17 protein-coding genes are annotated in these 17,644 nt (G+C 52.8%); all 17 read left to right on the top strand.

Features of this window, described 5'->3' with window-relative positions; all coding sequences use genetic code 11:
* Positions 1 to 168: 168 nt before the first annotated feature.
* The 17 genes from macA (at position 169) to gspN (ending at position 17,632) form a co-directional block, all read left to right on the top strand.
* Positions 169 to 1,344: a macrolide transporter subunit MacA gene (gene macA, locus HQ393_RS15250; RefSeq protein ID WP_179356167.1), complete on the top strand. Its 1,176-nt coding sequence runs from the start codon at positions 169 to 171 to the stop codon at positions 1,342 to 1,344.
* A complete protein-coding gene (locus HQ393_RS15255) occupies positions 1,344 to 3,296 on the top strand; it encodes a MacB family efflux pump subunit (RefSeq protein WP_179356170.1) in 1,953 nt (650 codons plus the stop codon). Before macA ends, HQ393_RS15255 begins: the two co-directional genes overlap by 1 nt.
* Positions 3,296 to 4,696: a TolC family protein gene (locus HQ393_RS15260; RefSeq protein WP_179356173.1), complete on the top strand. Its 1,401-nt coding sequence runs from the start codon at positions 3,296 to 3,298 to the stop codon at positions 4,694 to 4,696. Before HQ393_RS15255 ends, HQ393_RS15260 begins: the two co-directional genes overlap by 1 nt.
* Positions 4,697 to 4,804: 108 nt before the next feature.
* A complete protein-coding gene (locus HQ393_RS15265) occupies positions 4,805 to 5,443 on the top strand; it encodes a HugZ family pyridoxamine 5'-phosphate oxidase (protein ID WP_179356176.1) in 639 nt (212 codons plus the stop codon).
* Positions 5,440 to 6,168 carry a two-component system response regulator RstA gene (gene rstA / locus HQ393_RS15270; protein WP_179356179.1) on the top strand — a complete coding sequence of 243 codons (729 nt, stop codon included), beginning with the start codon at positions 5,440 to 5,442 and terminating at the stop codon, positions 6,166 to 6,168. Before HQ393_RS15265 ends, rstA begins: the two co-directional genes overlap by 4 nt.
* 184 nt (positions 6,169 to 6,352) lie before the next feature.
* On the top strand, positions 6,353 to 7,654 hold the full coding sequence (locus HQ393_RS15275) for an ATP-binding protein (RefSeq protein ID WP_179356182.1): 1,302 nt from the start codon (positions 6,353 to 6,355) through the stop codon (positions 7,652 to 7,654).
* 138 nt (positions 7,655 to 7,792) lie between these two features.
* Positions 7,793 to 8,623 (top strand): hypothetical protein, encoded by an 831-nt coding sequence (locus tag HQ393_RS15280; protein ID WP_179356184.1) that lies wholly within the window; start codon positions 7,793 to 7,795, stop codon positions 8,621 to 8,623.
* Between the two features lie 89 nt (positions 8,624 to 8,712).
* A complete protein-coding gene (locus HQ393_RS15285) occupies positions 8,713 to 9,516 on the top strand; it encodes a trypsin-like serine peptidase (RefSeq protein ID WP_179356186.1) in 804 nt (267 codons plus the stop codon).
* Positions 9,517 to 9,564: 48 nt separating this feature from the next.
* Positions 9,565 to 10,839, top strand: a complete 1,275-nt coding sequence (locus tag HQ393_RS15290) for a glutamate-5-semialdehyde dehydrogenase (RefSeq protein ID WP_179356188.1) — start codon at positions 9,565 to 9,567, stop codon at positions 10,837 to 10,839.
* Positions 10,839 to 11,114: a chorismate mutase gene (locus HQ393_RS15295; protein ID WP_179356190.1), complete on the top strand. Its 276-nt coding sequence runs from the start codon at positions 10,839 to 10,841 to the stop codon at positions 11,112 to 11,114. Before HQ393_RS15290 ends, HQ393_RS15295 begins: the two co-directional genes overlap by 1 nt.
* A 12-nt stretch (positions 11,115 to 11,126) precedes the next feature.
* Positions 11,127 to 11,753: a nicotinate-nucleotide adenylyltransferase gene (gene nadD / locus HQ393_RS15300; RefSeq protein ID WP_179356192.1), complete on the top strand. Its 627-nt coding sequence runs from the start codon at positions 11,127 to 11,129 to the stop codon at positions 11,751 to 11,753.
* A gap of 10 nt (positions 11,754 to 11,763) precedes the next feature.
* Entirely contained in the window at positions 11,764 to 12,150 is a 387-nt protein-coding gene (rsfS, locus tag HQ393_RS15305; RefSeq protein ID WP_179356204.1) for a ribosome silencing factor, read from the top strand.
* Positions 12,151 to 12,326: 176 nt separating this feature from the next.
* The gene (cysD, locus tag HQ393_RS15310; RefSeq protein ID WP_179356207.1) at positions 12,327 to 13,253 is read left to right on the top strand and encodes a sulfate adenylyltransferase subunit CysD; all 927 of its coding nucleotides are present in this window, start codon (positions 12,327 to 12,329) and stop codon (positions 13,251 to 13,253) included.
* A gap of 270 nt (positions 13,254 to 13,523) precedes the next feature.
* Complete coding sequence (cysN, locus tag HQ393_RS15315; protein ID WP_179356210.1) at positions 13,524 to 14,960, top strand: sulfate adenylyltransferase subunit CysN; 1,437 nt, start codon at positions 13,524 to 13,526, stop codon at positions 14,958 to 14,960.
* A 391-nt stretch (positions 14,961 to 15,351) separates the two neighbouring features.
* Positions 15,352 to 16,413 (top strand): type II secretion system protein GspL, encoded by a 1,062-nt coding sequence (gene gspL, locus HQ393_RS15320; protein WP_179356213.1) that lies wholly within the window; start codon positions 15,352 to 15,354, stop codon positions 16,411 to 16,413.
* On the top strand, positions 16,410 to 16,892 hold the full coding sequence (locus tag HQ393_RS15325; protein ID WP_179356226.1) for a type II secretion system protein M: 483 nt from the start codon (positions 16,410 to 16,412) through the stop codon (positions 16,890 to 16,892). The genes gspL and HQ393_RS15325 overlap by 4 nt, the downstream gene beginning before the upstream one ends.
* The gene (gene gspN / locus HQ393_RS15330; protein WP_179356241.1) at positions 16,889 to 17,632 is read left to right on the top strand and encodes a type II secretion system protein N; all 744 of its coding nucleotides are present in this window, start codon (positions 16,889 to 16,891) and stop codon (positions 17,630 to 17,632) included. The genes HQ393_RS15325 and gspN overlap by 4 nt, the downstream gene beginning before the upstream one ends.
* Positions 17,633 to 17,644 lie beyond the last annotated feature (12 nt).

Raw genomic sequence — 17,644 nt, forward strand, 5'->3', positions numbered from 1 at the left:
GCTATGTTTGCTTGCCGAATGTTACGTGAATATTCCACCTGCATTGGGTGGTAATCTGCCACAGCTTTGGTTTGTATTATTACGCTATTGTTCGATTTTGATTGCTGCTTATGCCAAGCGCATTGATTGCTGATTTGAATTCCTCCCTTTTCCGACTTGGAGTGCAAGATGTCTTTTTTATCGCCCGTAGCTAGCCTGTGGAAGCGACTTGGTATTGTGCGCTGGTTGCTGCTGATTGCTTTGGGCGTCGGCGCATACTTTATGTTCGGGCGCGAGAAAGTAGACCCTGCCAGCCAAGTGATTTCCAGTGCGGTGAAGCGTGGCGACGTGGAAGTCTCTGTGTTGGCCACGGGCAAAGTGGAAGCCGCCAAAACGGTCGATGTCGGCGCGCAGGCCTCGGGGCAGATCAAGCGTTTGGCGGTGCAGCTGGGTGATCGCGTTAAAAAAGGCGATTTGCTGGCCGAGATTGATCCTAGCGTGTCGCAAAATGATTTCGACGAAGCGCAAATGTCGATTGAAGGCTTGCAGGCACAATCGACCATCAAGCAATTGGCGCTTGACGATGCGCAGCAGGAATTAGCACGGCAAAAAACGATGATGGCGGGCGATGCAACGCCGCGTAAAGAGCTCGAATCGGCGGCCAATGCGGTCAAAATGCGTCAAGCTGAAATTCGCCAATTGGCCGCACAATTGCGTCAAGCCGAAATCAAATTGGCGACCGCCAAAACCAATCTGGGCTTCACGCGCATTGTGGCGCCGATGGATGGCATCGTGGCCTCGATTGCGGTGAAAGAAGGTCAGACTGTGAATGCGATTCAATCTGCACCTACGATTTTAACGCTGGCCGATATGGATACGATGAAGGTGCAGGCGCAAGTGGCCGAGGCCGATGTGGTGCGCCTCAAAGCCGGTACGCCGCTGTATTTCTCGGTGCTCGGCGCGCCTGAAACCAAGATCAAAGGGCAAGTTGCCAGCGTCGAGCCAACGCCGCAAACCATCAATAACGCGATTTTCTACAACGCGCACTTTTTTGTACCCAATCCGCAAGGTCTGCTGCGTTTGCAAATGACAGCGCAAGTGACCTTTATCTTGGCCGAGGCGCGCAATGTGCTGACGATTCCGGTGGGTGCCATCGGTAAAAAAGGCGCGAATGATCAATACAGCGTCAAAGTGCTCGATGCACAAGGGCAAATTCAAGACCGTAATGTGAGCATAGGCTTGCGCGGCAATATCGTGGCGGAAGTGAAATCGGGGCTTAAAGAAGGCGATCAAGTCGTGATTGCCAGCTCAATGGCGCTGGACACTTCGAAAAGTAAAAATCCACCCCCACCCGAGCCACGCTAATGACGACGCCAGTGATTGAATTAAGCGGGATTGGCCGAGTTTTTCCGGCGGGCGAACAGCAAATCCGTATTCTGGACGACATTAATATCGTCATTGAAGCGGGCGAAATGGTCGCAATTATCGGGCAATCGGGCTCGGGTAAATCGACGCTGATGAATATTCTGGGCGGGCTCGACAGCCCGTCGGAAGGCTCGTACCGATTTAATGGCCGCGAGGTCGGCGAGCTCGACGCCGATGAGCTGGCAACCCTGCGTCGTGACCATTTTGGTTTTATTTTCCAACGCTATCATCTACTCGGCGCGCTAAGCGCGACTGAAAACGTCGCCATGCCGGCGATTTACGCAGGTATGCCACTGATCGAGCGGCAAAAACGCGCTGCGATGTTATTGGGGCGTTTGGGCTTGGGCGAGCGACTTAATTATCGCCCGCGCCAGCTCTCCGGTGGCCAGCAGCAACGGGTATCGATTGCGCGCGCTTTGATGAATGGCGGCGAAGTCATTCTGGCTGATGAGCCAACCGGCGCGCTCGATTCGCGCAGCGGCGCTGATGTATTGCAGATTTTGAAAGAGCTGCACGAGCAAGGTCATACGGTGATATTGGTGACGCACGACGCCAAAGTGGCGGCGCAGGCCGATCGGATTATTGAAATTCGCGATGGCAAAATTATCTCGGATGTTTGCAATCTGGCGCGCGATGAAGAAGCGTTGCCAAATGATCCACCGCCACCAGCCCCGCATGACGCGACGCCGCAAGCGTTGATGGGGCGTTGGCGCGAAGCCTTTGCAATGGCATTTCGTGCGCTGCTGGCCAATCGGATGCGCAGCTTGCTGACGATGCTGGGCATCATTATCGGGATTGCCTCGGTGGTGTCGATTGTGGCGCTGGGCGACGGGATGGAAGAGTCGGTGCTGAAAAATTTCGCCAGCTTGGGCGTCAATAACCTCGATATTTTGCCGGGCACGGGTTTGGCCGATGACAAGGCGCAAAGTGTCACCTCGCTGCGCGAAGGCGATTTGGCACTGATTGCGACCGAGCCCTATGTGCAAGCAGTGACACCGATTACTGGGGCGGGTATGCGCGCACGATATAAGAATATCGACGCTTCCACGATGATACAGGGGGTGTCTCCGGCTTATTTCGATTTGCGCAATCAGGCGATGCAATTTGGTGTCGCGTTTAGCGACGAAGATGTCCGGCGCCAAGCGCAAGTGGCCGTGATCGGTGAGGACACCCGAAAAACCTTGTTTGGTACTGAGAGCGGGATCGGTGAGGTCATTTTGCTTGGCACGATGCCGGTGCAGGTGATCGGCGTGGCCGAGAAAAAATCGGGTGGCTTTGGTGGCGGCGAATCGCTGGATGTTTGGGTGCCCTATACCACGGCGGCAAGCCGCATGTTTGGCCAGCAACATTTCAGCCGCATCACGGTGCAAATCAAGCCGGATGTCCCGCTGAAGGCTGCCGAGACGGCTTTGCTGTCGCGCATGGAGCAATGGCACGGCAAAAAGGATATTTACACGCGCAATATGCAAGACATGATGGATTCGTTTCAAAGCACCGCCAATAGCATCAAGATGTTTCTAATGTTGATTGGCGTGATCTCGCTGGTCGTCGGTGGGATAGGCGTGATGAATATTATGTTGGTGTCGGTGACCGAGCGTACGCATGAAATCGGTATTCGCATGGCGGTAGGCGCGCGGCAATCGGATATTCGGATTCAATTTTTGATCGAGGCGATTGTGGTGTGTTTGCTCGGCGGCGCAATTGGTATTTCACTGTCGGCGCTGCTGGCTTGGGTAATCAATACGTTGATGAAAGATTTTCAAATGCTGTTCTCGCTGGGCTCGATCACCACGGCAGTGGTGTGCTCGACCGTCGTGGGCGTGATTTTTGGCTTTTTACCGGCGCGCCGTGCATCACAGCTCGCCCCGATCGAGGCGCTGGCACGCGAATAATGATGAAACCATTTCCGATGAAATTGCGCGTTTTTTCTCCACTCCTGCTGGCGGTGTTGGCCGCTTGCGCCTCACCAAGCTGGCAAGCGCCACCCGTGACGATGCCGGCGCAATGGCAGGCGTCGGCTACGGCCTCAGTCAGCGCTGCGGAATCGGTCAAAAGCGATCAGGCCTACTGGGCAGGGTTTGCCGACCCGCAGCTACTGGCTCTGCAAGCCAGCGCAAATGAGCGCAACGCCGATCTGGCGCTGGCCGCCATTCGCTTGCGAAAAGCGGGGTTTGCCGTCGATAAAAGTGGATTGGATCGCACGCCCAATGTATCGGCCAGCCTGAATAAAGGCGCTTCGTGGGCGCTAGACCCCACTCGCTATCGCGGCGAATCGGCTGGGGCGAATGTGGGCTTGTCTTGGGAAATTGACCTTTGGGGCAAGCTTGCTGACCAGCAGCAAGCTGCGCGCTGGCGCGAAAAAGCCAGTGTTGCCGAGCTAGAAGCCATGCGCCAAAGCGTAATGGCCAGCGTAGCGAGCAGTTATTGGACCATCGCACGTGATCAGGATGCGCTCAAACTGGCGCAAGATGATTTGCAACGCGCACAAAAGTCGCAGGCCATTGTTGAGCGCCGCTATCAGGCGGGGGTGGTATCGGGCTTGGATGTGACCCAAGCACGTAGCAGCACTTTGCAGCAGGAAAATAGCGTGAGTCAGGCGCAACTCAATCTAGCGAAAAGCCAATGGCAGCTCGGTTTATTGCTCGATCAGCCGCCCGAATCGACCGCCGCAACGCTGGGTGTATTGCCCAATGTGTATCCCGATATTCCAGCTGGCGTGCCTGCCGATGTGCTCAATCGTCGCCCCGATCTGGCAGCTGCCACCGCCAAGCTACAAGCGAGTTTTGCCGATCAACAGGCAACACGCAAAAGCTGGTATCCGACTTTATCGTTGACCGGTGGATTGGGGACAAGCAGCCAGCAATTGGCCAATTTTTTGCTTAATCCGATTGCGTCCTTGGGTGCTGGTTTGACGCTGCCGTTTATTCAATTTAATGAAATGGAATTGTCGAACAAAACCAATGTGGCCGATTACGAAGCGGCAGTGATTGAATATCGGCAAAAGCTGTATGTATCGCTGCAAGAAGTTGAAAATGCACTCGCGAGTTTGTCGCATCTGCGCAGCGAATTACCGCGCATGCAGGCTTTAGCTGATGAGACGCGCAAGGCCGAGCAGCAGACTCAGCTACGATATGAGGCTGGGGCCGTCGCATTTGATTCCGTATTGAATGCCCGCACCCGTCGGCAGGCCGCCGAACATGCTTTACTGCAACATCATTATCAGTTGGCGCTGGCCAATGTGGCGGTGTATAAGGCCTTGGGCGGTGCCCCAGTCGCAAAGCCACAAGCATGAGGTGTAGTCTCGTTCACTGAGAGTTTGATCCACTGCGCAGCTGAGCGCTGCGCCTGTTAATATCAGTTCAGCTTGTTAATCATCAGTCCAATTTACGGAGTTGTACATATGTTGTGGCCTGAAGCACTGGCTTTGATTCGCCGTAGTCGAAACTTAGCGCTAGCGAGTTTGTCAGCGCAGATGCCGGGTTATCCGCATGTGTCATGGTTGCCTATGGTCGCCGATGAAGCGGGGCGGCCGATGCTGGTGATGAGTCGCTTGGCTGAGCACACGCAAAATATCTTGCAAGATAGCAAAGTAAGTGTGCTGTTGCACGACGATGAGATGGCGTTGAACAAGGCCCGATTGACGATTCTGGGTGATTTGCAGCTTGTTGAGCCCGATCCGCTGCTCGCCGCGCGAATGGCGCGTTACAATCCTGAATTGGTCAGTTATCTTCAAATGAGTGATTTCTCTGTTTGGCGGCTTTGGCCACAGCGGGCGCGCTATATCGCTGGCTTTGGCAAAATGGGCTGGCTCGAAGGCGAGCGCTGGGAGTCGGAATTCGCATTGAGTTTGGCGCAAGAAGCGCAATTATTAAGTCAATACGCGCCGATGACCGCGCTAGAGCTGGTGGGCGTTGATGTTGCTGGCTGCGATATTCGGCGCGGTGACGTGCTGCAGCGGCATGAGTTTGCCGCTGTGTGTCGCCAAATGGATCAAGTGGCCGTATCGCTAGAACACATTACAAGGAATTTAGAAGCATGAGCACGCGGGTATTGTTTGTCGAAGATGATGCAGATTTGGCCGAACTGATCGGTGGCTTTTTGCGCTCGTTCGAGTTTTCTGTCGATGTGCTGGGCGATGGTCTGGGCGTCATTGATAGCGTTAAAGCCAACCCGCCCGAGCTGATCTTGCTCGATATCATGCTACCAGGTAAAGACGGCCTGACTTTGTGCCGTGAATTGCGTGAGTTTTATACTGGCCCGATTATCCTGCTGACTTCGCTCAATAGCGATATGAATCAGATTTTGGGCTTTGAAATCGGCGCGACCGATTACGTTGTGAAGACCACGCCGCCGTCAGTATTGCTTGCGCGGATTCGCGCCCATTTGCGCCATGTTGGCCAGAAGGGCGCGGATTTGCTGGCGATTGCGCCGCAGAAAGATCAATCGGTGCTCAATTTTGGCAAGTTGCAAATTGATATGCGCAATCGCAGCTCAAAATATCGCGGCCAGCCGATGGGCTTGTCGACCAGCGATTTTGATTTGCTGTGGGAGCTGGCCAGTCATGCGGGCGAGATTCTCAGCCGCGATCATTTGCTAAAAAAGCTGCGCGGCATTGAGTACGATGGGCTCGATCGCAGTATGGACGTGGCAATTTCGCGTTTGCGCAAAAAGCTCGATGATGATCCACTTGATCCGTTGAAAATCAAAACCATCCGTAATAAGGGGTATCTCTTTGCGGCCGATATCTGGTGGCAAGAAGAGTAAGGCGGCTTTGTCTGTGCGCTGCCATTGCAGTTCTCGGCAAAGCCGAGCCCTAGATTCAAAGTTGTCGTTTCCCGCCTCATGTTCTATTCCCACTCCCCCCGCCCTCTCCTTGAGAGGGGGCCTCGCTTCGCGAGTTGATGTGGCTCTGAATATGCTGGGGCTCCATGCTTGAAGTGAGTCTGTGATGCGTCAGGTCTTTATCCGATTTTATTTAACCGTTGTGCTGTGTTTTCTTGGCTCGTCTTTGCTGATCGGCGGCTTTTATAAGCAAATGATCGAGCGCACTAATCAGCGTTATTTGAGCGATATGTTTCTATCGACCGTATCGTTGATTGAAAAAGAGCTGGGCGATCTGCCGCCGTCGATGTGGCACGACGAAGCGTCGCGCTTGCGCGGCAAGCTGCCGGTGCCGGTTGAAATTGATTCGCTCGATGCTTATGTCTTGTCGGATGAAAATAAAGCTGCCTTGGCACGCGGCGATATTATCTTGTTGCAAGATCGTGGCTTGTATTTGCACCGGATTCATAAAACCCAACAAATGGTCGTGTTGGGGCCGATCTCATTTTTAGAGCACCTCGATGGCATTTCGTGGCCCGATATTTTGGCGCTGGTGCTGATGTGTTTGGCCTTGGGTGTGCCAACTTGGCTATGGTTGCGCCCGTTCTGGCGTGACTTGATTCAGGTGATTCGGCAAAGCCGGCGTTTGGGCGCGGGAGATTTTACGGTACGTGTTTCAGTTGACGATAGCTCACCGCTCGCCGCATTGGGGACCAACTTTAACCGCATGGCGCATGATGTTGAGGAGCTAACGGCCTCTCGACGCGCGATGATTGATGCGGTCTCGCATGATTTGCGCACGCCTTTGGCTCGCTTGCGCTATCGACTCGAAGCGATCAAAGCGGGCGCTAATAGCCAGACTCAGGTTGAAGGCATTGAGCGCGATCTGGGTCAAATCGATCAATTGATTGATGAATGGCTCACCATGTCTAGCCTTGATAGCCCACAACTGCGCATGGAAGTTCAGCCGCTTGAGATAGTGCCGTGGATACAGCGCTTGCTCAACGAATACACGCTCGATGGCCTTGAACCCACATTTGAAAATGCCAGCGGCGAGGCCAATCCGATGCTCGATGTGGATAGTTATTACTTCGGCCGGGCGGTGAGCAATCTGCTTTCGAATGCCCGGCGCTATGGCGGCAAGCAGATTCATCTGACGCTATTGTGGCAAGAAGGAACTGCATCGTTACATATTGATGATAATGGTGACGGCATCCCGGTCGAAGATCGCGCGCGTTTGCTGCAGCCCTTTACCCGCCTTGAGGGGTCTCGCAACAAAGCCACTGGCGGTTTTGGCCTTGGTTTAGCCATTGTGGCGATGATTATGCGCGGCCACGGTGGAGCAGTGAGTATTCATGATGCACCAGGTGGAGGGGCACGACTGAGTTTAACTTGGCCAACGGCAATGCGTTCCGCCGACTCATTGTAGTAAGGTGTAGTAAAGCTACGTACTTATCGTTACACGTCATCACCAAGCATATATCGCGCACCACCTAGCAACGACGCATAATCCGCTCCGTTAAAGTATTCCTATCGAATACCCTTATAAGAATTTTGGAGTTTAAAGATGAACAAGATCGTTGCTGGCGTTATCGCTGCCGTATTCGCTTCTGCTACTGCATTCGGCGTAGCTGCTGAAGCTTCTAAACCAGTTAAAGTTGAAAAACACGCGACTAAAAAAGCTTCTGGCGCTTCTGTAGCTTCTGCAGCACAAAAAGCCCAAGCTAAAAAAGCTTCAGCGGCTTCTGTAGCTTCTAAAGCTTCTGCGGCTCAGAAAGCACAAGCTAAGAAAGCTTCAGGTGCTTCTAAAGCTTCTGCAGCACAAAAAGCTCAAGCTAAAAAAGCTTCAGCTGCTTCTGTAGCTTCTAAAGCTTCTGCAGCTCAAAAAGCTCAAGCTAAGAAAGCTTCAGGTGCTTCTAAAGCATCTGCAGCACAAAAAGCTCAAGCTAAAAAAGCTTCAGCGGCTTCTGTAGCATCTAAAGCTTCTGCAGCTCAAAAAGCTCAAGCTAAAAAAGCTTCAGCTGCTTCTGTAGCATCTAAAGCTTCTGCAGCACAAAAAGCTCAAGCTAAAAAAGCTTCAGCTGCTTCTGTAGCATCTAAAGCTTCTGCTGCTCAAAAAGCTCAAGCTAAAAAAGCTTCAGCTGCTTCTGTAGCATCTAAAGCTTCTGCAGCTCAAAAAGCTCAAGCTAAAAAAGCTTCAGCTGCTTCTGTAGCATCTAAAGCTTCTGCGGCTCAAAAAGCACAAGCTAAGAAAGCTTCAGCTGCTTCTAAAGCTTCTGCTGCTCAAAAAGCACAAGCTAAGAAAGCTTCAGGCGCTTCTAAAGCTTCTGCTGCTCAAAAAGCACAATCTAAAAAAGCTTCAGGTGCTTCTAAAGCTTCTGCCGCTGCAGCTAAGTAATTCTTTACTTCGCTTCAAAGAAAAAGGACGGCTAGCCGTCCTTTTTTTATTGGGCGTAAAATACGCGCGCTAAATTAATGTGGTGATCTATGCGTTTGTTACTTGTTGGTCTGTTTTTGTTGTCATCCAGCCTTTATGCGGCCGAGCCCTCGGCGGCGCAAATTAAAAAAGAGCAGCAAGCGCTGTTTTTCGGCAAAGATGATCGAGTTGCAATCCCTGCACCCTATGCCGCGCCGTATGCCGCGATAGGCCAATTGGAAGTTAAATCAGGCGGCACATGTACTGCAACCCTGATTGCGCCCGATTTGGCGGTCACTGCGGCACATTGCTTTTTAATGTTGCCGCGCAAAGTGGATGCCGGGGTGTGGTTTAAAGCTGGTTTTCACAAAGGCGAATATCAAGCGCGCTATCAAGTGACAGGCCAAGTCTTTCTCCCCAAATTTAGAAAAGGGCTGAAATACAAAGGTGAAGACGTCTATATCCAGCCTTCTGCCGCACCGTATGATATTGCTGTGCTGCAGTTAAAGTTCAAAGACGGTCACGCGCCAGAACCAATGCATTTGTTTGCGGGTACTGAGCAAGAGCTAACACAAGCTTTGCATGAAACAAAATCGCTCGCTAATCAGGCGGGGTTTGCCGAAGATCACGATACGATTTTGACCGCTCACAATGGTTGCACGATCAGCAAATTACGTACGAATCGTACGATCTTCCATCGCTGCGATACCTTGTCGGGTGATTCTGGGTCGCCGATTTGGCTCGATTTGCCGACGGGGCCAACGCTGATTGCGGTGCAAAGCTCGGCGCCGGATTGGTTTAACCGCCATTTGGCCGATAATGTGGGTGTAACCGTTCTTCAATTGCCGCAATTGCCGCCCAAACCGAATAAGTAAGCGATACAATAGCCTGAGTTGATTAAGAATTTGATGGAAAGTCGGAAAATGGATATCCAAGCCCCAGCCAATATTCAAAGCTATATGCAAAACGTGGGCCGCCAAGCCCGCGCCGCGAGCCGTGCAATGGCCAAAGCCAGCACGGGCGCAAAAAATGCGGCATTGAACGCCATTGCCGATGCGATCGTGCGCGATGCAGCTAAATTGCTAGCTGCCAACAGCCGCGACATGGAGCAAGCGCGTGCGGATGGCCTGGAGCCGGCGATGCTCGATCGCTTGCAACTGACCGACAAAACCATCGCTACGATGGCGCAAGGCCTGCGCGAAATGGTGGCGCTGCCCGATCCGATCGGCAATATGGGTGATTTCAAATACCGCCCAAGCGGGATTCAGGTCGGCAAAATGCGCGTACCGCTGGGCGTGATCGGGATTATTTATGAGGCGCGTCCGAATGTAACGGCCGATGCGGCGGGGCTGTGCATCAAATCTGGCAATGCGACGATCTTGCGCGGTGGCCGCGAAGCGTTTCACTGCAATCAGGCGATTGCCGCTTGCGTGAAAGAAGGTTTGGCTGCGGCAGGTTTGCCAGAAACTGCGGTACAAATTATCGAAACGCCAGATCGAGCGGCGGTTGGTGAGCTGATTACGATGAGCGAATTTGTCGATGTCATCGTGCCTCGCGGTGGTAAGGGCTTGATCGAGCGCATTTCACGCGATGCTCGTGTGCCGGTAATCAAGCATCTGGACGGTATTTGCCATGTGTATATCGATGACGAAGCTGATCCAGCTAAGGCTATTCGCATTGCCGATAACGCCAAAACGCATCGTTACGCACCGTGCAATACGATGGAAACGCTGTTGGTGAATGAAAACGTCGCTGAGTTGATCTTGCCCGAAATTGCAGCGATCTACCGCAAAAAAGGCGTTGAGATGCGCGGTTGTGCTGCAACGCAAGCCATTTTGAAAGATGCGATTGCCGCGACTGAAGAAGATTGGCGCACCGAATATCTCGCTCCGATTATTGCTATTCGTGTGGTGGGCGACATTGATCAGGCGATGGATCACATTAATACCTATGGTAGCCACCATACTGATGCGATCGTCACCGAAAACTACACCAAAGCGCGCCAGTTCTTGCGCGAAGTCGATTCAGCCAGCGTGATGGTGAACGCCTCAACGCGCTTTGCCGATGGTTTCGAGTATGGTTTGGGCGCCGAAATCGGCATTTCAACCGACAAAATCCACGCCCGTGGCCCAGTTGGTTTGGAAGGGCTAACTAGCGAAAAATGGATTGTGCTCGGTGACGGCGAGGTGCGCGTTTAATGAGCGTGCCAGCCGAATTACTAGCTTTGCGCGAGCAAATTGATGCGCTCGATCAGCAGCTGTTTAGTGTGTTGGCCGAGCGTTTCAAAGTCACCGCGCAAGTTGGACAATTGAAAAAGCAATATCAATTACCGGCGCAAGATGTGACGCGCGAAACGCAGCAGTTGGAAAAAACGGCTGCTCGTGCCGCCCAAGCTGGGCTCGATCCAGAATTTGCGCAGCGTTTGCAGCGCCTGATTCTGGATGAAGTCGTATTGCAGCATCAGCGCTGCTAAATACTTGCTCCAATGCAGAAAATCGGCATTTTTGGCGGTACTTTTGACCCGATTCATTACGGGCATATCGAATTGGCGCGCTGTATGCGCGATCAATTGCAACTTGATGAAGTCCGGCTGATTCCGACTGGATTACCCCCGCATCGCGAGATGCCGCCGGTCAGCCCGCAGCAGCGCTTTGACTGGGTGAAGGCGGCAATTGTCGGTGAAACAGGCTTGATGGCCGATGATCGAGAAGTGCGACGTAATGGGTATTGCTACACAATCGACACCCTGATTGAACTTCAGCAAGATACCCCTGATGCATTGTTGGTGTGGCTAATCGGTGCTGATTCATGGCTGAATCTGAATCGCTGGCACCGTTGGCGCGAGTTGCTTGACATGGGGCACTTGCTGATTGCTGCGCGGCCAGACTATGCTTTTGAAGGGTTAAGCCCTGATTTATCAGAAGAATTTGCCCGTCGGTGCGTAATTGCCAACACCGATACGCTGTCTCGGGGTAAAATCAGCCTATTATCAAGCCCACTTATGCCTGTTTCGTCCACTTTAGTGCGGGAAATGCTCGCACGTGGGGAAGATGTTTCAGCACTCACCCCTGTTTGGCGACAACTAGAAAGCAGTGGGCTTTACCGTTTTTGAAGGAAATACAATGAATGAAACTTTGATCGCGATGCGCGATATTGCTGTCAACGCTTTGGAAGATATTAAAGCGAAAGAAATCCAAGTGCTCGATACAGCAAACCTGACTGATCTTTTTGAATGCATGATCGTCGCTACGGGCGACTCAAACCGCCAAGTTCGCGCTTTGGCGAACAATGTATCGGTTGACCTGAAAGCCAAAGGCTATGAAATCCTGAGCACCGAAGGCGAAGAAACGGGCGAGTGGGTATTGGTTGATGCCGGTAGCCTTGTCGTGCACGTGATGTTGCCAGCGGTACGCGATTACTACGATCTGGAGCAATTGTGGGGTGGCCAGAAGCCAACCTTCAATCCAATGGGCCGCGCATGGTCTGCAGCCAATACGGTTGATGAATAAACCGTTGGCTTGGTATTGAAATGGCGGCTCCGGCCGCCATTGCTATTTATCCATCGCCAATTGATTCAAACTCAAATCAATTTTGATCTATGGATATAGCCAAACAGTCTTTTTGAACGCGGAATTTATCCGTAAATTCCATCTCTATCTGATTTTTAGCATCGAAAGTCCACGCCATGAATACCTTGTCCGAAGCACGGCTGACGCATCTGAAGCAGCTTGAAGCCGAATCCATCCACATCATCCGTGAAGTGGCTGCCGAGTTTGAAAACCCTGTCATGTTGTACTCAATTGGTAAAGATTCAGCCGTGATGCTGCATTTGGCCAAAAAAGCCTTTGCACCGGGCAAGCCACCGTTCCCACTGATGCACGTGGATACGACGTGGAAATTCCAAGAGATGTACAAACTGCGTGAAAAGCAAAAAGCCGAAGGCTGGAATCTGATCACGCATGTGAATCAGGAAGGCGTGGCGGCAGGTATCAATCCGTTTACTGCGGGTTCGGCCAAGCACACTGACGTGATGAAAACTGAAGGCTTGAAACAGGCCTTGAACAAATACGGTTTTGACGCCGCATTTGGTGGCGCGCGCCGCGATGAAGAAAAATCACGCGCTAAAGAGCGTGTGTATTCATTCCGCGATAAAAACCATCGTTGGGACCCTAAAAACCAGCGTCCTGAGTTGTGGAACATCTACAACTCGAAAGTGGACAAAGGTGAGTCGATCCGCGTATTCCCGATTTCAAACTGGACCGAGCTCGATATCTGGCAATACATCTACCTCGAAAACATCGAAATCGTACCGCTGTATTTCTCGGCTGAGCGTGAAGTGGTCGATTACAACGGCACCACGGTAATGATCGACGACGATCGTATCCTGCAATACCTGACGCCAGAGCAAAAAGCGACGATCACCAAAAAATGGGTACGCTTCCGTACGCTGGGCTGCTACCCGCTGACCGGCGCGGTGGAATCTAAAGCGACGACGCTACCTGAAGTGATTCAGGAAATGCTGCTCGCAACCACGTCAGAACGCCAAGGTCGTGCCATTGACCATGATTCGAGTGGTTCGATGGAGAAGAAAAAAATGGAAGGCTACTTCTAAACACGCAGATTCGCTTGCTGCACGACTTCATGTCGGCGTTGTGCGCGCCTCGCAATCCGCATGGACTACATGTCCATTTACGGTTGCTGCGGTGCTGGCGCCTTGACCTGAAGCCGTTCGCGGCGCGACTGAGCGTGTTTGCGGTGAGTGGCTCGCAATGGCCTAAATGAAATGGATACTCGTAGGGTGGGTTAGGCCAAAGGCCGTAACCCACCATGGATACCGCCGTTTAAGACCGTTTCGTACGAATTTGTGAGATTGGAAGAAACCATGTCAAATCAATCAGAATTAATTGCCAGCGATATTCTGGCGTACCTCAAGCAGCACGAAAACAAAGACATGCTGCGCTTTATTACTTGCGGCAATGTCGATGATGGTAAATCGACTTTGATCGGCCGTTTGCTGCACGACTCAAAACTGATTTTCGACGATCACCTCGCGGCGATTCAGAAAGACAGTAAAAAATTTAACACCACCGACCAAGAAATCGACTTGGCCTTGCTGGTCGATGGCTTGCAAGCCGAGCGCGAGCAGGGCATTACGATTGACGTAGCGTATCGCTATTTCAGCACTGAAAAACGCAAATTCATCATTGCCGATTGCCCAGGCCACGAGCAATACACGCGCAATATGGCGACCGGTGCTTCTACGTCTGATCTGGCGATTATCCTGATCGACGCGCGTTACGGCGTACAAACCCAAACGCGTCGCCATAGCTTTATCGTGTCTTTGCTCGGTATCAAGCACGTGATCGTGGCCGTCAACAAAATGGACTTGGTTGATTTTTCTGAGGCACGCTACAACGAAATCCGCGCGCAATACCTTGAGTTTGCTAAAGACCTCACCATGACCGACATTCGCTTTGTGCCTTTGTCGGCGCTGCGTGGCGATAACGTGGTGAACGAGTCAGATAAAACGCCATGGTACGAAGGCGAGACGCTGATGGGCTTGCTTGAAAGCGTGCAAATCAATAAAGACGCCAAACTCGACGCTTTCCGTCTGCCAGTGCAGTACGTGAATCGCCCGAATCTCGATTTCCGTGGCTTCTGCGGCACGATTGCCGCTGGTCATGTCTTGCCAGGCGACGAAATCATCGCGCTGCCATCAGGCAAAAAATCAAAAGTCAAAGCGATTGTGACGTATGAAGGCGAGCAAACGGTCGCGTTCTCTGGCCAAGCGATTACGTTGACGCTGGAAGACGAAATCGATATCTCGCGTGGCGATATGATTGTTCGTGCGCAAGATGCGCAGCCGCACGTGGGTAGCGCATTTGACGCACACGTGGTGTGGATGAACGAAGCGCCGCTGACTATGGCTAAGGAGTATATCGTCAAACTCGGCGGTAAACAGTGCTTCGGGCGTGTTACCTCTATCCAGTATCGTATCGACGTGAATAGTTTGGAGCACCTGAATGTGTCTGAACTCAAGCTCAATGAAATCGCCTTGGTGCGTTTCGAGCTGACTGCGCCAATCGCCTACGACAAATACAGCGAATGCCGTGGCACGGGTAATCTGATCGTCATCGATCGCCTGAGCAACGCGACCATTGCCGCTGGCATGATCGTTGCGCCAGCCGAAGCGAGTTCCGGTGCCGCTGATTTGGACGAATTGAGCCGCCTGCGCGCATTTGAAGCCGATCTGAATGCACTGGTGCGCAAGCACTTCCCACATTGGGGCGCAAAAGATATTCGTGATTTGTTGAAGTAAGTTTCTTCAAAACACCAAAACGGCAGCTTAGGCTGCCGTTTTGTTTTGTGGCTAGTCCCACTCGCCAAGCGAGGCGCCCCTCAAGGAGGGGACGGGAGGGGTGGGAATACAACATAAAGGCTGTAAATATAAAGCTATGTTTCGTAGGCTCGGCTTTGCCGAGACTTGAAAAATGTAGTTTTCCGCTTTGTCAGCAGCCTGACGGCAGCTTAGGCTGCCGTTTTTTTATGCGTCGCACACTGATCGGAAGGTTTGTCGAGCGTGAATGCAGCTATTTTTGCAAATCTGCGGCTCAATGATGTAAACGGTAATCGTTTTAGCGGCACAATAGCGGGATTGAGATTTTTTGCGTCTGTGCTGTCACGCACTTTCGCTAATAGGTAAGTTAAGGATGAATCAAAACGTTTCTCGCGTGGTGTTACGCCTGAAAACCGCGCCCTTGGCCGTGCACGATTGGCTGGCGTTTGGCGCTGTGGGCGCTCCGTGTGGCCATGGTGAGGTCGGGCATGTGGTTGCGCCTTGGCCGCAAGCGCCGCAGCTCGACTTGGCGATCCCTGCGGCTTGGCTGACGGCGCATCGTATAGCTGTGCCCGCGGTGAACGAAAAGCAGCGATCACAATTGATTGCGCAAGCGCTGGAAGATCGCGTTTTGGGCAAATTGGCCGATTATCAATGGCAAGCCGAAGCGATCGTGGATGGCATCTGTACCGTCTGGGTGCTGGAAAACAGCAAAGTCGCGCAGCTCAAAGCATGGGCCGAGCAGCAGAATCTGGCGTTCAGCCGTTGGATCCCTGAGTTTTCCTTGTTGCCCGCGCAACAAGAGTCTGTATACGCGGATGCTGCGGAAGGCTTGATGGCGCGCTTGCAGGGCGATTGGGTGTGGCTGGGTGATGAAACCGAACTGCTGGCGCTGCCAAGTAGCGAGTCGGTGCAGCGTTTGGCAACTAAAGATTTAATTGCGCCAGCAAAAACGGCCGCGAGTTTTTATCGTGGTAAGTCGGGCGGGGTATCGTTGCAAATTAATTGGCTGGATTGGCGTTGGGCGATATACCTAGCTGGATTATGCGCTGTGGTGATGTTGCTCAGTATGATTTTGCAATGGCGCAGTCTCGCCAATCGCGAAAGCGCCTTGCGCCAAGAGATCCGCCAGACTTTTGCCAGCCTGTTTCCCGGTGTACCTATTGTCGATCCGATGTTGCAATGGCAAAGCCAGCAGCAGGCGGGGAAAAAAGGCGCTGCCGGTGGCGATGCGCTCGATTTGCTGTATCGCAGCGCGGCGCAGCTGGATGGAGAATTGGGCGTGGACAGCGTGAACGTGAAAGACAATAAAGTCCAACTCGTGTTGCCAGAAGCCAAATCGGCAGCGGTCTTGGCCAAGCTGGGCGCGCAAGGGATGAAAGTGCAAAGCAATAAATTGCCCGATGGGCGTATGAGTATCGAGGTGCAACCATGAGCGCCAAGACGCCGGCTTTCGTGTTGAAGGCGCAGCAATATTGGGCGGAGCGCAATCCGCGCGAGCGATTGATGCTGCAAATCTGGCTCAGTGCCGTACTGTTGGCCGCGCTGTATTTTGGCGTGTATTCGCCGCTTACCTCGCAGATCAAACGGCTTGAATTGACAGTGCCAAAGCTGGAAACCCAATTGATGGCGATGCGCGGTAGCAAAACCGATGTCGCCACGCTCAAACCGAATCAAGGTCAGCAAGATTTGCGCACCGCGACCTTTGCTGCGTTGTCGGCAAAAAAAATCAGCGCCGATGTGCGCTCGATTACGCCGACGCAAGTTGAATTGCGTACCAGCTTGCCCAGCGTGAATGACGCGCTGATTGTGGCAAGTGCGCTGCGCGGCGAAACGGCCGCCAAAATCAGCGCAATTCAGATTAAAACCGAAGCGCAGGGCGTGGCCTTGGTGATGATGTTGGAGCGCACATGAGTGTAAAAAGTAGCCTTGCGAAGAAAGTACTGCTGTGGGGTATTGGCCTGATTGCCTTATTAGTATTGATGTTGCTGCGTATGCCCGTTAATACGGCGCTGTGGTTTTTGCCCAATAATGTCTCGCTGGTGCAAGCCAGCGGTACATTGTGGGATGGGCGCGCCAGCGCAATTGGCTTGGAAGGCATTGTCTTGCAGCAAAATGTGGCGTGGCAATTTGAGCCCAAAGCCTTGCTTGGCGGCACTTTGGCCTGGCAAGTGCGCGGCGAGGCGATGAATACGCCCAGCCAAGCGCGTGCGGTAATCGGCTTGCGCGGCGTGGCCTTGGAAAATGTCGATCTGAGTTTGCCGCTGGAAGGTGTATTTCGTGCGATTCCCAAAATTGCCGCTTGGGGTTTGGGTGGACGAGCGCAATTGCGCAGCGCACATTTATCGAAAAATGTGGGCGATAGCGCCGAGCTAACGCTCGACCCGATTTTCAGCCAACTGGTGCCTGCGCTCACACCGATCACGGCCTTACGAGCGAACTTGAATATGGTGGAAGGTGGCGCGAAATGGACGATCCAGCCGGCCGGGGCGAGCGCGATTGCGGTCAATGGCAGCGGCGATTTGAGTTGGGCCGAGCAAGGCGCAGCGCATGGCGTGATTAAACTGCAACCGGATGAAAAAGTACGGCAACAGCTCGCGCCGCTATTGCTGCAAGTGCCTTCTACCAGCGAAGGTTACCAGCTGCAATTTTGACCGCCCGTTGCG

It is taken from the genome of Chitinibacter bivalviorum, assembly GCF_013403565.1.
Lineage (GTDB): Bacteria > Pseudomonadota > Gammaproteobacteria > Burkholderiales > Chitinibacteraceae > Chitinibacter > Chitinibacter bivalviorum.